The organism is Bradyrhizobium iriomotense, from assembly GCF_030160715.1.
Lineage (GTDB): Bacteria > Pseudomonadota > Alphaproteobacteria > Rhizobiales > Xanthobacteraceae > Bradyrhizobium > Bradyrhizobium iriomotense.
The window spans coordinates 74,740-89,961 of the sequence record NZ_BSOW01000005.1 but is presented as its reverse complement, the minus strand read 5'-3'; the positions used below and the strand labels follow the sequence as shown (position 1 = coordinate 89,961).

Annotated in this window: 6 protein-coding genes and 1 pseudogene; 2 read left to right on the top strand and 5 right to left on the bottom strand. The window is 64.4% G+C overall.

The features are described from left to right. From treZ to QQL28_RS08950, 5 genes are read right to left on the bottom strand one after another with little or no spacing between them, the layout of a single operon-like run. On the bottom strand, positions 1–1,755 hold the full coding sequence (gene treZ / locus QQL28_RS08970) for a malto-oligosyltrehalose trehalohydrolase (RefSeq protein WP_284263809.1): 1,755 nt from the start codon (positions 1,753–1,755) through the stop codon (positions 1–3). After that, positions 1,752–3,827, bottom strand: a complete 2,076-nt coding sequence (glgX, locus tag QQL28_RS08965; RefSeq protein ID WP_284263807.1) for a glycogen debranching protein GlgX — start codon at positions 3,825–3,827, stop codon at positions 1,752–1,754. The genes treZ and glgX overlap by 4 nt, the downstream gene beginning before the upstream one ends. Positions 3,828–3,830: 3 nt before the next feature. Beyond that, positions 3,831–5,978 carry a 1,4-alpha-glucan branching protein GlgB gene (gene glgB / locus QQL28_RS08960; RefSeq protein WP_284263805.1) on the bottom strand — a complete coding sequence of 716 codons (2,148 nt, stop codon included), beginning with the start codon at positions 5,976–5,978 and terminating at the stop codon, positions 3,831–3,833. Continuing rightward, positions 5,971–9,264: a maltose alpha-D-glucosyltransferase gene (gene treS, locus QQL28_RS08955; RefSeq protein ID WP_284263803.1), complete on the bottom strand. Its 3,294-nt coding sequence runs from the start codon at positions 9,262–9,264 to the stop codon at positions 5,971–5,973. The genes glgB and treS overlap by 8 nt, the downstream gene beginning before the upstream one ends. An 11-nt stretch (positions 9,265–9,275) precedes the next feature. Further along, positions 9,276–11,216, bottom strand: coding sequence for a maltotransferase domain-containing protein (locus tag QQL28_RS08950; RefSeq protein WP_284263801.1), 1,941 nt, complete (start codon positions 11,214–11,216; stop codon positions 9,276–9,278). A gap of 204 nt (positions 11,217–11,420) precedes the next feature. Between QQL28_RS08950 and malQ the strand changes: the two genes are divergently transcribed. Beyond that, positions 11,421–13,376: a 4-alpha-glucanotransferase gene (gene malQ / locus QQL28_RS08945; RefSeq protein ID WP_284263799.1), complete on the top strand. Its 1,956-nt coding sequence runs from the start codon at positions 11,421–11,423 to the stop codon at positions 13,374–13,376. Between the two features lie 18 nt (positions 13,377–13,394). Beyond that, positions 13,395–15,218: pseudogene (locus tag QQL28_RS08940) on the top strand (glycoside hydrolase family 15 protein); the annotation flags it as partial. Positions 15,219–15,222: the final 4 nt, after the last annotated feature.

Here is a 15,222-nt window from a genome sequence, read left to right as displayed (position 1 = left end):
TCACCTCCCAAGGAGCCAGACCACCGACCAGGGCGGAAGTCGATCGCCGGGCTCGCCGCCCCAGATCGGCGTGCCCGTGATTTGAGGTGATGCGATATCGCGACCTGAAAGGTTGGCGACCAGGCGTAGTGTCGCGCCGTCACCCATGTGCCAATGCGCGGTCAAGAGGTCGCTCTCCTCGGCCTTGGCCTCGCCAAAGGTGGCGCCGGCGAGCCTTGGCATGATTTCGTCGCGACGAATCCGCAGGAGCTCGCGCACCAGCGACAGCCGTGCGTGTTCCTCCGGCGTGCGAGACTCCCAATCGAGCACGGCGGATTGTGGCGTCGCCGGATCGAGTGGGTCGGGCACCTCGTCACCGTATTTCTCGTAAGCCCAGGCATATTCCTGCCGCCGTCCGTTGCGGACGGCATTGGCGAGATCACCGTGGAAATCGCAGAAGAACGGGAAGGGCTTCTTCGAGCCCCACTCCTCGCCCATGAACAGCATCGGCACCATCGGCGCGAGCAAGGTCACCGCGAGCGCCGCCTCGATCGCTCGGGGACTCGCAATGCTCTCCAGCCGGTCGCCAAATGGCCGGTTTCCGATCTGATCGTGGTTTTGCAGGAAATTGACGAAAGTGTCCGGCGGAAGCAGCCGGCTCGGCTCGCCCCGCGGCTTGTTGCCCCAGAACGCGGAGACCTCGCCCTGATACACGAAGCCCGACGCCAGCGCGCGGGCGAGATCGCCGCGCGGCGAGCGCTGGTAGTCGCCGTAATAGCCGGAGGACTCGCGAGTCAGCATCACGTGCCAGACGTGATGATAGTCGTCGTTCCACTGTCCCCGATATTTTCCGTTCGGCGGCTCCTCGGTGGGATCAAGCAGGCTCGCGCGATTGTCGCCATTCTCCAGCACGAGATGAATGTGCCGCCCAGTGGCCTGCGCGAGTTGGCCCGCGGCGACGCTGAGATCGTGCAGCACCGACTGCTCGCCGGGGAACGCAATGATGTGGTTGGCCGCATCCAGCCTCAGGCCGTCGAAACGGTAGTCGCTGAGCCAGCAAAGTGCGTTCTCGACCGCGAAGGCGCGGACCTGCGGCACGCGATAATCGATCGCGCTGCCCCACGGCGTATGCGCATCGGTGAAGAAGCTCGGCGCGTAACGGCCGAGGTAGTTTCCCTCGGGGCCGAAATGGTTGTAGACGACGTCGAGAAAGACCATGAGGCCGCGCAGGTGCGCTTCGTCGATCAGCGTCTTCAAGTCTTCGGGCCGGCCATAGGCGCTGTCGGGCGCATACCACAGCACGCCGTCATAGCCCCAGCCGCGCTTGCCGGCGAAGTCCGCCAGCGGCATCAATTCCAGCGCAGTGATCCCGGTCGCGACGAGATGATCGAGCTTGTCGATCATGGTGCGATAGCTTCCTTGCTGCGTGAAGGTGCCGACATGGGATTCCAGCAGCACCGTCTCCTGCCACGGGCGACCGCGCCAATCTTTGGCGCGCCACTCGAAACTGTCGTGATCGATCACCTCGCTCGGCCCGAACACGTCCTCGGGCTGGAAAGCCGAGGCCGGATCAGGTACGTCGAGCTCGTCGTCGATCCTGAACTTGTAACGGGCGCCCGCCGTCAGCCCGGCAATATCAGCCACGTACCAGCCGTCCTCGCGGCGCTGCATCGCATGGCGCTTGTCGAGCACGAGGTCGACACGCCTCGCGCCGGGCGCCCAGAGCCGGAACGAGACGCCGTCCTTGCCCAGCTTGGCGCCGAAAGATGGCCTCATAGCGCGCCCGCGAAGGCGAGCACCGAGCGCGGCGGCGCTTTGCTGTCGGTGCCGGGGAGGAAATCGACCGTGTTCAGCTTGGCATTCGTCGTATTCAGGATCTGCTGCCAGCTCTTGTATTCGGCCATTTTGGGCAATTTGAATCCGATCTCTTCCGGTGCCGCGTTCAGGACAATAAAGATCGCGGGCACGCCGGGTTCCAGCGGACCGAGCACATAGGCGAGAAATCTCCCTTCCGGGAAATTCCAGTCGCTCTCCGTCATCTCCTCGGCCGCCGGTGTCAGCCACAGGACGCCGTAGGAGCCGTTGGCGCGGCGGCCGTCGAGCCAGCTCTGGCTACGGAGCTGCGAGAAGCGGCGGCGGATCTCGGCCAGCTCACTGACGAAATCGACCATGTCCTCGCCGTCCTTGCCGAGATCGTCCCAGAGCACCCAGCCGACCTCGTTGTCCTGGCAATAGGCATTGTTGTTGCCGGACTGGGTGTTGCCGACTTCGTCGCCGGCGAGCAGCAGCGGCGTGCCCTGGGCAAGCATGAGGCAGGCGAGCACGTTCTTGCGGAGCTGTCGTCGCAGCGACAGGACTTGCGGATCGTCGGTCGGGCCCTCGACGCCGCAATTGTTGCTGTGGTTGTCGTTGGAGCCGTCGCGATTGTCCTCGCCATTGGCCTCATTGTGCTTCTGGTTGTAGCTGAAGAGATCGGCCAGCGTAAAACCGTCATGCACGGTGATGTGATTGATGCTGGCGCGCAGCTTGCGGCCGTCATGGTGAAACAGGTCGGATGACGCCGTCATGCGGCTGGAGATGTCGCCGATCAGGCTGCCTTCGCCGCTCCAGTAGCGGCGCATGGCGCTGCGGTAGCGGTCGTTCCATTCCGACCATTGCGAGGGAAAGGCGCCGACCTGATAGCCGCCGAGGCCGAGGTCCCAGGGTTCGGCGACGAGTTTGACGCCCTGGAGCACGGGATCCTGGCGGACCGCGGTCAGGAATGAGCTGCCGCGGTCAAATCCGTTCGGTCCGCGCGCCAGGGTCGTGGCGAGGTCGAAACGGAAGCCGTCGACATGGCAGACCTCGACCCAGTAGCGCAGCGAATCCGTGACCATCTGGAGCACGCGCGGATGGGTGAGGTTCACCGACGAGCCGCAGCCGGTGAAGTCGTCGTAGTAGCGCGGGTTCTCGCGGTTCAGCCAGTAATAGGACGCGTTGTCGATGCCGCGGAAGGACAGCGTCGGGCCGAGATGGTTGCCTTCGGCGGTGTGGTTGTAGACGACGTCGAGCATCACCTCGATGCCGGCGTCATGCAGGCGCGCTACGGTGGTTCGGAAGGAATCCAGCGGATTGTCCTGGGCGTAGCGCGGCTCCGGCGCGAAGAAAGCGAGGGTGTTGTAGCCCCAGTAGTTGACGAGCTTCTTCTCCACCAGCACGCGGTCGTCGATGAAGCCGTGGATCGGCAGCAGCTCGACGGTGGTCACGCCCAACCGCTTCAGATGCTCGATCATGGCGGGCGAGGACAGTCCGCCAAACGTGCCGCGCAGGTTCGGCGGCACATCATCGCGCTTCTGCGTCAGCCCCTTGACGTGGGCCTCGTAGATGATCGTCTCATCCCAGGGGATGTTCGGGCGGATTTCGCGCCGGCCCCAGTTGAAGGTCTCGTCGACGACGACGGCCTTGATCATGCCGCGCGCATTGTCGCGCCGGTCGAAGGACAAATCCTCACGGGGGCTGCCGGTGCGATAGGCGAAGTGCGCGTCGCTCCAAACCAGCCGCCCGGCAAGCCGCTTGGCGTAGGGGTCGAGCAGGAGCTTGTTGGGGTTGAAGCGATGGCCGCGCTCGGGCTCGTAGGGGCCGTGCACGCGGTAGCCGTAGAGCTGGCCCGGCGAGACGTCGTTGAGATAGCCGTGCCAGACATCCTCGGTGCGCTCGGGCAATTCGATGCGCTCGAGCTCGCGCCGTCCCTGGCTGTCGAACAGGCACAGCTCGACCTTCTGCGCGTGGGCGGAGAAAAGCGCGAAGTTGGTGCCGCGTCCGTCCCAGCTTGCACCGAGGCGTGCGGGCGTTCCGGCGGTCAATCGCATGGGTCAGCTTTCCGGAACGAGGAAGATCGCAGCCAGCGGCGGAATGGTCAGGCGCAGCTCCGGCGTCTTACCGTCAACCGCCCGCACCTCTCCGACGTTCCCGACATTGCTGCCGCCATAATGCGCGGAGTCGGAATTGAAGACCTCGTGCCACTTGCCGGCGAACGGCACCCGGACGCGATAGTTGCGATAGACATTCGGCGAGAAATTCACGATCACGAGACAGCGCGCGCGAGCGTCGAATCCCTTGCGCAGCCAGGCGAATACATTGCGGTTGGCATCATCAGTGATCAGCCATTCGAAGCCGGCCTGATCGCAATCCATCTGATGCAGCGCGGGCACGGCGCGATAGAGCCGGTTGAGATCGCGGACCAGCGACTGGATGCCGGCATGGTTCTTGTATTCGAGCAGATGCCAGTCGAGCGACTGGTCGTGATTCCATTCCTTTCCTTGCGCGAACTCGCCGCCCATGAACAACAGCTTCTTGCCGGGATGGCCGAACATGAAGCTGTAATAGGCACGTAGGTTCGCGAAGCGCTGCCACTCGTCGCCGGGCATGCGGCCGAGGATCGATCGCTTGCCGTGCACGACCTCGTCGTGTGACAGCGGCAGGATGAAGTTTTCCGAGAAGGCATAGTGCAGGCCAAACAGGATCTCGCCGTGATGGTGCTTGCGGTAGATCGGATCCTTGCTGACGTAGTTCAGCGTATCGTGCATCCAGCCCATGTTCCACTTGTAGCCGAAGCCGAGGCCGCCAAATTCGACGGGCCGGGAGACCTGCGGCCAGGCGGTGGATTCCTCCGCCGCGGTCGTGGCTTGCGGAAAGCGCGCGTACACTTCCGTATTGAAGCGCCGCAGGAACGCGATCGCCTCGATGTTCTCCCGCCCGCCATACTGGTTCGGAATCCACGCGCCCGCAGGGCGGCTGTAATCGAGATAGAGCATGGACGCGACCGCGTCGACGCGCAGGCCGTCGATGGCGTAGCGCTCCAGCCAGAACAGCGCGTTCGACACCAGGAGGTTCGTCACTTCGGTACGGCCGTAATTGTAGATCAACGTACCCCAGTCGAGATGGCGGCCCTGTAGCGGATTGGCGTGCTCGTAGAGCGCGGTGCCGTCGAAATGGCCGAGTCCGTGCGGATCGTCGGGGAAATGTCCGGGCACCCAGTCGAGCAGCACGCCAATGCCTTCGCGATGGCAGGCATCGACCAGCGCGGCGAAATCCTCCGGCGGGCCGAACCGGCTGGTCGGCGCATAGAGGCCGGTCGGCTGGTAGCCCCAGGAGCCGTCAAAGGGATGCTCGCTGACGGGCAGGAATTCGAGATGGGTGAAGCCCATGTCGCGCGCATAGGCCGGAAGCTGCTCGGCGAGCTCGCGATAGGTCAGCCATTCGTTGTCGCCCTTGCGCCGCCAGGAGCCGAGATGCACCTCGTAGATCGACATCGGCGCCGAAAGCGCGTTGATGCCGTCGGGCGCCGGCCGCGGGCGGGGCAGGTGCGCTTCATCGAACACGATCGACGCCGTCTTCGGCCGCAGCTCGGCGGCAAACGCCAGCGGATCGGATTTCAGCGGCAGATTGTGGCCGTGGGGTCCGACCATGTCGAACTTGTAGTGATCGCCCGCCTTTGCATGCGGAATGAACAGCTCCCAATAGCCGACGCCGCGCACGCGCATCGGGTGGCGCCGGGCGTCCCAGAAATTGAAGTCGCCGACCACGCTGACCCGCCGCGCATTAGGCGCCAGCACGACGAAACCGACACCGTCGACGCCGTCGAGCGCCATGGGATGCGCGCCGAGCTTGTCATAGAGCCGCTGGTGCGTGCCTTCGCCGAGCAGATAGAGATCGAAATCGGTCAGGATCGGCGGAAAGCGATAGGGGTCTTCGAGCTCGACGACATTGCCGCCGAATGTCGCGCGCAACTGGTAGCGCTTGGCGCCATTGGGCAGCGCGCCTGCGAACAGGCCGGATTCATGGATGCGGTCGAGTTTTGCGATCTCGCCATGCTCGCCGATCGCCTCGACATTGGAGGCCTCGGGCAGGAAGGCGCGCACCACGCTTTTGCCGCCTTCGGGATGGAGCCCGAGATAATGGAAAGGATCGGAGTGGCGGCCCTCGATGATCGCATAGGCCTCGGCAGACAATTTAGGCATGTGCTTCGCTCTCCGCATTGGACAGAATGCGAAGCAGCCCGGTCAGCGGCGCATTGAGCGCCTCCGGCCGGTGGGACAGTTCGTACTCCACCTCATCGAACGCTTTATCAAGCAGGAAAAATCTTAACAGGCCGTCCGCCGAATGCGGATCATTTGTCCGCAGGCGCCGGTCGGTCATGGCTTCCCGATAGGCGGTGAGGAACGTCGCCGTGGCGCGCTCGCGCCATTCGCCGAGCGCGGTCGCGAGCCGTCCCCGTTCGTCCCGCGCGCCCTTGAGCGCTCGGTCGACCGCCGCGGTCACGGCAAGGTCGATCGAGCAGACGAGGCCAGCGACGTCACGCGCCGCGGGTGCCTTGCGCCGCCGCTCGGCCAGCGGGAGATGAGAGTTGCCATCGAAATCGATGATGAAGATGTCGTCCTTCACGATCAGAATCTGCCCGAGGCGGAAGTCGCCATGATGACGGATGTTCAACCCGCCAATGTCGGATGGCAATAGCCTTGTGAGCAGGCCCGAAAGGGCTGGACGCCGGTCCAGGAGTTCGTCGACCAGCGGGCGATCGGCCTCCCGCAGGCCGTTGCGGCTTTGGGCTAGCGTTTCAAAGGTCCGTTCGGCGCGCTCGAGGAGATCCGTGGTCCACTGCGCGACGTGCACGGAGCTGACCGGCTCGGGCGCGAGATCGGCGCTCTCGGCCCTGGCGAGCGCGATATGCAGCTCAGCCAGGCGTCGGCCCGTCTGGGCGAGGTAATGCAGATAGGGCACCTGGTCCTTGTTCTCGCGCGGGGCTTCGCTCGCGGCGAGCAGGCGCTGCTCGTCGATGTAGCGGTCGAGATAGCCCGATGTCACCGCCCAGCCGTCGCCCTGATTCTCGACATAGGCATGCACGACGCCGACGGCGCTCCGCCTGTTGCCCTCGACCAGCTCGGCGCTGCCGAGCAGCGCGGGCGCGTTGGCGAATTGGGCGACCTCGGTGAGGTAGTAGCCGAGCTCGATCTCGGGGTTGGTGCCGGCTTCGAGCCGGCGATAGATCTTCGTGACAAACTGATTGTCGACCAGCGCGGTGCTGTTGGCCTGCTCGACGGCGCGGATCTGCTCCGGCTGCTTGACGGTGTACGCGTCGAAGCGGCTGGTCGGCTTGAAGTCCAGCCGCAGATTGTTTTCCTCGACGATCAGGGACTGGCTGAGATTGCGCAGGAACAGACCGATGAATATCTGGTCGGTCGCGACGTCGAGCAGCGTTCCCTCGCGCGCCCCCTGGCGCACCGCGGCCAGCGCCCTCGGGTTGAAGCGCTCGCGGTCGAAGCGAACCCATTCGATCTGCATCGGCAGCACATAGCGCGACGTGACGCCGCGCTGCGTCGCCTCGAAGAACGCCAGCCAGGGCCGGTTGTCGCCGATGTCGCAGAACGGGACCGCCGAAGTCAGGGTTGGCCGGATCTGCTTGGGACTGCGCTCCGGATACCAGCGAGTCCGCGACAAAAATCCCGGCAGCACGTCGTGCTCGAAGACGCCGCGCTCGCGCGCAAGCGAGACCCAGGTCGAGTTGACCGGCACCACCAGCGTCTCGAATTCGGGCACCGCGCGCGGCGTAACGGGCTCGGACTTGTCGCGCTCGCGGAGCTGGAACCAGTAGTAGCCATAGGGCCCCAGCGTGATCATGTAAGGCAGCTCGCCGATCGCGGGGAAGCGCGTGCGCCCGAGCATCTCCTGCGGGATCCGGTCCTTCCATGGCGACAGATCGAGCTCGGTCGCCTGTGCTGCGCGCGAGAGATTGGCGATGCAAAGGATGACCTCGTCGCGATATTGCCGGACATAGGCCAGCACGGAACGGTTGGCCGGGCGGATGAAGGTCATGGTGCCGCGGCCGAAGGCGAGCGTCGACTTGCGCACGGCGATCAGGCGCTTGGTGGCGCTGAGCAGCGAGGATAGGCTGCGCGACTGCGCCTCCACGTTGACCGCCTCGTAGCCATAGACGGGGTCCATGATCAGCGGCGCGTAGAGGCGGGCCGGGTCGCAGCGCGAGAAGCCGCCATTGCGGTCGGGGCTCCACTGCATCGGCGTGCGCACGCCGTTGCGGTCGCCGAGATAGATGTTGTCGCCCATGCCGATCTCGTCGCCGTAATAGATGATCGGCGTGCCCGGGAAAGACAGCAGGAGCGAGTTCATCAGCTCGATCTTGCGCCGGTCGTTATCCATCAGCGGCGCAAGCCGCCGGCGAATTCCGAGATTGATGCGGGCCCGCGGATCGTTGGCATAGGTCGACCAGAGATAGTCGCGCTCGACGTCGGTGACCATCTCCAGCGTCAGTTCGTCATGGTTGCGCAGGAACAGCGCCCATTGGCAGCTCTGCGGAATGTCCGGCGTCTGACGCAGGATGTCTGTGATCGGAAAGCGGTCCTCCTGCGCGATCGCCATGTAGATGCGCGGCATCAGGGGGAAATGATAGGCCATATGGCATTCGTCGCCGCGGCCAAAATATTCCTGCACGTCCTCCGGCCATTGATTGGCCTCGGCCAGCAGCAGCTTGCCCTTGGAGTAGGCGTCGAGCTCCTGGCGCAGCCGCTTGATGATGGCATGCGTCTCGGGAAGGTTCTCGTTCGAGGTGCCCTCGCGCTCGCAGAGATAAGGGATCGCATCCAGCCGGAATCCATCGACGCCCGCGTCCAGCCAGCGCTTCATCACCTGGATGATGGCACTGACCACGCGTGGGTTATCGAAATTGAGATCGGGCTGGTGCGAGAAGAAGCGGTGCCAGTAGAACGCGCCTGCCTCCGGATCCCAGGTCCAGTTGGATTTCTCGGTATCGGTGAAGATGATCCGCGTACCCTGATATTTCTGGTCAGTGTCGCTCCAGACGTACCAATTGCGGGCGCTCGAGCCCGCGGGGCTTCGTCGCGCGCGCTTGAACCATCTGTGCTGGTCGGAAGTGTGGTTGACGACGAGCTCGGTGATCACCCGCAGGCCGCGCCGTTGCGCTTCCTGGATGAAGCGCTTGAAATCCTTCATCGTCCCGAAATCGGGATTGACCGAGCCGTAATCGGCGATGTCGTAGCCGTCGTCGCGGCCGGGCGAGGGATAGAACGGCAACAGCCACAACGTGGTGACGCCGAGATCCTGCAGGTACGGCAGTCTTTCGGTCAGCCCGGCGAAGTCGCCGATGCCGTCATGATTGCTGTCGGCGAACGCCTTGACGTGGAGCTGGTAGACGATCGCGTCCTTGTACCAGAGCTCGTCCACGGCCTCGGCAGCTTCGACCTTCTTCTCGTCAACGGAGGAAAGAACGTTCATGCCGTGGATCCTCACGCCAGGCAACGGAACAAGAGCGCCGGATCGCGACAGGGATCGATGCGCAGCCGGATTCCGCCCCATTCGATTGCGGACTGCTCGCCGGTGAGAAGGTTCTCAACGCGCGCGATGTGACGACGTTCCCCCTTCACGTCGACCGTGACGTCGCCAAGCGAGAGCCAGACCTCCCGCACGTCGGGCGACAGTGCGATGGCGACGAGGACGCTGTTGGTCCGGTCGATCGACTCCTTGACGAAGGCGATCACGGCGCCATCGTCGATGCCGAGAAAGCGCAAATTCGACGTCTGTTGCAACGCCTTGTTGTCCCGGCGGACGCGATTGAGTCCGGTGATGTAGGGCTTGATGTTGCCGGGCCGGTCCCAGTCGCGAACCCTGATCTCGTATTTTTCGGAGTCCAGATGTTCCTCGCGTCCGCGAACGGCCTGGTGCTCGAGCAGCTCGAAGCCGCTATAGATGCCGCAATTGCCCGAGAGCGTCGCCGCCAGCGCGACGCGCGACTTGAACATCCAGGGCTCGCCGCTCTGGAGATGATACGGCAAGAGGTCAGGCGTGTTGACGAACAGGTTGGGGCGATAGAAGTCGCGTTCGGGATAGCCGGTCATTTCACCCAAATACTGCTCCAACCCCCATTTTTGCGTTCGCCACGGAAAATAGCTGAAGGACTGGGCGAAGCCGAGCTTGGCGAGGCCCTTCATCAGCTTCGGGCGAGTGTAGGTCTTGGAGAACAGGATCACCTCGGGGTGCAGGCGGCGGATGTCGCGGATCAACCACTCCCAGAAGCTGAGGGACGCGGTGTCGTGATTGTCGATCGCGAAGATGGTCACACCATGGTCGATCCAGAACAGCATGACGTCGCGGAAGGCATTCCACAATTCGTTTCTGGTCAGGCAGGAGAAATCGGGAACGACGATGTCAGGATAGTCCGATTTCCGTATCGAGCCGTCCGGCCGCCATTTGAACCATTCCGGATGCTGCGTCAGCCAGGGATGATCCGGCGAGCACTGAACCGCGAAATCGAGCGCGAGCTCGACGCCGTATTCCAGGCAGGTCGCAACCAGCGCGCGGAAATCCTCGATGGTGCCGAGCTCCGGATGCAATGCGTCGTGACCGCCCTCGGACGCGCCGATGGCATAGGGGCAGCCGGGATCGCCCGTGGCGGCGACCGGCGAATTGTTGCGGCCCTTGCGGCGGGTGCGGCCGATCGGATGGATCGGCGTGAGGTAGAGCACGTCGAAACCCATCGCGGCGATATCGCCGACACGCGCGATGCAATCCCTGAGTGTGCCGTGCTGGCCCGCAACCTTGGCCTGGCTGCGCGGCATCATCTGGTACCAGGTGCTGAAGCGTGCCTCCTCGCGATCGGCGACGAGGGGGAAGAGGGGCGAGCGGGTGAGGTCGGGCCGCGCCTGGCTGTCGGCCATGGCATCCTTCAACTCATCCGCCATCAGCGGGGTGACCGCGCCGGTTTGCAGAAAGTCCTCGCATTGCCGCAGGATGATCGCGGCGGCGTCATCGTCTGCACCATGGGCCTTCGTCAGGAGGGCCGCGCCCTCGATCGCATCGAGCGTGACATCGGCTCCGGATCGCTGCCTGAGCGTGAGCCCTTGGCGCCAGGTCGTGAATTCGTCGGTCCAGGCCTCGATCGCGTAGACATATTGGCCCGGTTCTGGCGGGGTGAACGCGCCGACCCAGCGGTCGTTGCCATGATGGAGCATCGGCGTGCGCTGCCATTCCCGATCCTGCTCGCGGCGCCAGAGCAGCGCGGCGCCGACCGCGTCATGGCCGCCCCGGTAGATGTCCGCCCAGACATCGACGCGCTCGCCCACGACGCGCTTGACGGGAAAGCGGCCGCCATCGACCAGCGGATAGACGTCTTCAATAAGGAAAGCGCCGCCGGCTGCGACACTCTCGACAGTTTGAATTGTCTTGTTCACGGTGATGCCATTGACAAGAAAGCAGCGTCTCGTGTCCCTTGTCGGGAACCGACGCTTGGTACCTATATAGAAAGCCTCTTGTGTGTCATTAGTTCCAGCCAGGAACGATCGCCTTAGTCAGCGCGTTAATCCTGACTATCTTATTCCTCCGCCTCATGAAAATGGTTGCCGCCGGCTGATGGCGGCCTGCAAACTGCGTGCCGAATGGATCTTTTAGCTAAAGCCAGAACCAAGGGCGTCCAGTCCGAATTCGTCGATGCCTTGGGCAAGCTGCGGGTCACAGCTCCCGATGCTCTGACGTCGATCCTCAATGCCCTGCCGGAGCAGCGCCCCTACCGCTTCGTCAGCGGTGCTGTCGTGGTCCGTATCGGCCGGCAGCCGCACACCGACCTCACCGAGGCGGCCAAGCTCCCGCTGCGTTGGTCCGTCACCAACGACACCGTGCTGGTCGCCCAGGGCGAGGCGCGTGAGCGCGCCATCGTTTGGCCCGACAATCTGCCGTCGGGCTACCATCGGCTGAAGCTCGTCGATGCGTCCGGGGCAGCGGAAGAGGCGCCGTTGATCGTGGCGCCCGAGCGCGCCTTCACCGGCGATTTCGACCGCAGTTGGCTGCTCGCGGTCCAGCTCTACAGTGTCCGCTCCGCGCGCAATTGGGGGATCGGGGATTTCACGGACCTCGCCGATCTCGTTGCGCTTGCCCAAGAGCTCGGCGCCGATGGCGTCGGCCTCAATCCGCTGCACGTGCTGTTCGACGACCGCCCGTCCGACTGCAGCCCCTATTCGCCGAACAGCCGGCTGTTCCTCAATCCGCTCTACATCGACGTCGAGAAGATTCCGGAATTTTCGTCCGATCTGCTGCCGGATGCGCGCGCGACCGCGGCATCCTTACGCGAAGGCGATCGCGTCCGATATCGCGAGGCGGGGCCGCTGAAATGGCGCGGCCTGCGCGCCGCATTCGATGCGTTCAAGGCCAAGGCTGGCCTTGGGCGCCGACAGGCATTCGATGCTTTCCGTCTCGAACGGGGGTCGCTGTTGTCGCGCTTCGCCTGTTTCGAGGTGCTGCGCCATCGTTTCACTGGACGACCGTGGTGGGAATGGCCGTCAGAGTGGCAGCGGCCGGACGAGACGAAATGCGCGGAGCTGCGCGCTGGCCCCGATCACGACGAGGTCGAGTTCGTCGAGTTCGTGCAATGGACGGCCGATTGGCAGTTGGCTGCGGCCCGGGAGCTCGCAGGCCGGCTCGGCATGAAGGTCGGGCTCTATCTCGACGTCGCCGTCGGCGTGCAGTCCGACGGGTTCGATGCCTGGAACGAGCAGGGCGCGATCTCCCGCCATCTCGCGGTCGGCGCGCCGCCCGATGTGCTGAACACGGTGGGCCAGGATTGGGGCCTCGCCGGTTTCAATGCCGGCGGCCTGGAGGCGCAGTCGTTCGTACCGTTCGCTGACATGCTGGCTGCCTCGATGCGCCATGCCGGCGCGATCCGGCTCGATCACGTCCTGGGCCTGAAACGGCTCTACCTCGTGCCGCGCGGGTTCAAGCCGGACAACGGCGCCTATGTGCAGATGCCGTTCGAGGCACTGCTGGCGGCGGTCGCGCGCGAAAGCGCGGCTCACAAGTGCATCGTGATCGGCGAGGACCTCGGCACCGTGCCGGAAGGCTTTCGCGAGACCATGCAGGACTGGGGCATCTGGTCCTATCTCGTGATGATGTTCGAGCGCGATGACGCCGGGCGCTTCCGCAATCTCGATCACTACCGGTCCAATGCGCTGGTCACGTTGAACACGCATGATCTGTGTACCTATGCTGGCTGGCGCTCCTTCAGCGATCTCAAGATGAAGCTCTCGCTCGGGCTCGATCCCGGCGAGAACGAGGAGGCGCGCTGGCACGCGCTCGGCATGCTCGACGAGATCCTGCGCTTCAACTCCATCCAGGCCAACGATCTCTATTCGGTGCTGGACTTCCTGTCCCGGACGCCGTCGCGCCTTCTCGCGGTTTCGCTCGAGGATCTCCTGGGCGTGGTCGACCAGCCCAATATTCCCGGCACGATCGACGAGCACCCCAACTGGCGCCAGCGGCTGCCGGTCGCGTTGGACAAGATTGCGTCGAGCATCGATCGCGGCGCGCTGAAGGCGGCAACGCGGGAGCGGTCGCACCGTTAGAGTTCACGACGACAATTTCAGGTGGGTCACACGGAATTGTCACAGAAGATCGAAGACTACGCGCTGATCGGCGATTGCGAGACCGCGGCCCTCGTCGGCCGCGACGGCTCGATCGACTGGCTGTGCTGGCCGGCCTTCGATTCCGACGCCTGCTTTGCCGCGATCCTCGGGAGCAGAAGGAACGGGCGCTGGCAGATTGCGCCGAGCGAAGCCCTCACGGCGTGCTCCCGCCGTTATCTCGACGACACCCTGATCCTCGAGACGCGCTTGGAGACGGAAGGCGGCAGTGTCGCCGTGATCGACTTCATGCCGCCGCGCGGCAAGGCGTCCGACATCGTGCGGCTGGTGCGCGGCCTGAAAGGCTGCATCAAGCTGAAAATGGAGCTCATCATCCGCTTCGGCTTCGGCGTCAATATCCCCTGGGTCAGGCGGAGCGAGGATCGCTCCGCCGTGCTCGCGATCTGCGGGCAGGACATGACGGTGCTCCGCACGCCCGTCGAGACTCGCGGCGAGGACTTGACCACAATCGCGGAATTCGAGGTCGCCGCGGGCGAGACCATCCCCTTCGTGCTCACCTATGGCCCGTCGCATCTCGCGCCGCCCGAGGCAATTGACCCCGAGCGCGCATTCGCGGAGACGGAAGCCTTCTGGAAGGACTGGTGCAGCCACGCCAAACGCGACGGCGCGTATCACGATCTCATCATGCGCTCGCTGATCACCCTGAAGGCACTGACCTTCGACCCGACCGGCGGCATCGTCGCGGCACCGACCACGTCGCTGCCGGAAAAGCTCGGCGGGATGCGCAACTGGGATTACCGCTTCTGCTGGCTGCGCGATGCCACCTTCACGCTGCTGGCGCTGATGAACTCCGGCTATACCGAGGAGGCATCCAGCTGGCACAATTGGCTGTTGCGCGCGGCCGCCGGTTCACCGGCGAACATGCAGATCATGTACGGCATCTGGGGCCAGCGGCGGCTGCTGGAATGGGAGGCCGAATGGCTCGACGGCTATGAGGGGGCAAAGCCGGTCCGCGTCGGCAATGCCGCCCACGCGCAATTGCAGCTCGACGTCTATGGCGAGCTGATCGACGCGTTCCACCAGTCGCGCATGGCGAAGCTGAAGCTCGACGACGAGAGCTGGGCGCTGGAATGCGCCGTGCTCCAGCACCTGGCCGAGGTCTGGGATCATCCCGACAATGGCATCTGGGAGCGTCGTGGCCAGGCCAGGCACTATGTCTTCTCGAAGGTGATGACCTGGGTCGCCTTCGACCGCGGCATCAAGAGCGCCGAGACCTTCGGCTTCAAGGCGCCGCTGCTGCACTGGCGCACCTTGCGCGACGCCATCCACCGGGACGTCTGTCGGCGAGGCTTCGATCCCGAGGCGAACGCTTTCGTCGAATCCTATGGCTCGAAGGTTCTCGACGCCAGCGTGCTGCTGCTGCCGGCGGTCGGCTTCCTTCCGGCAGAGGATGCGCGGGTGCGCGGCACCATCGCGGCGGTCGAACAGCACCTGATGCGAGACGGATTTGTGCTGCGGCATGACCCCCGTGAAGTGTCCGAGGAGACACAGCCGATCGAGGGGGCGTTCCTCGCCTGCAGCCTATGGCTTGCGGATGCTCATGTGCTTGCCGGCGACCTCGACAAGGCGCAGGCGCTGTTCGATCGCGTGGTCGGCATCGCCAACGATGTCGGGCTTCTGGCCGAGGAATACGACTCGGTGGCGCAACGCCAGACCGGCAATTTCCCGCAGGCGCTGACCCACATCGCCCTGATCAACACCGCGCACAATCTGTCGGCCGCAAGGACCCGAAGCGAGAAGCCGGCAGTGCAACGGTCGCAGTAGCGAG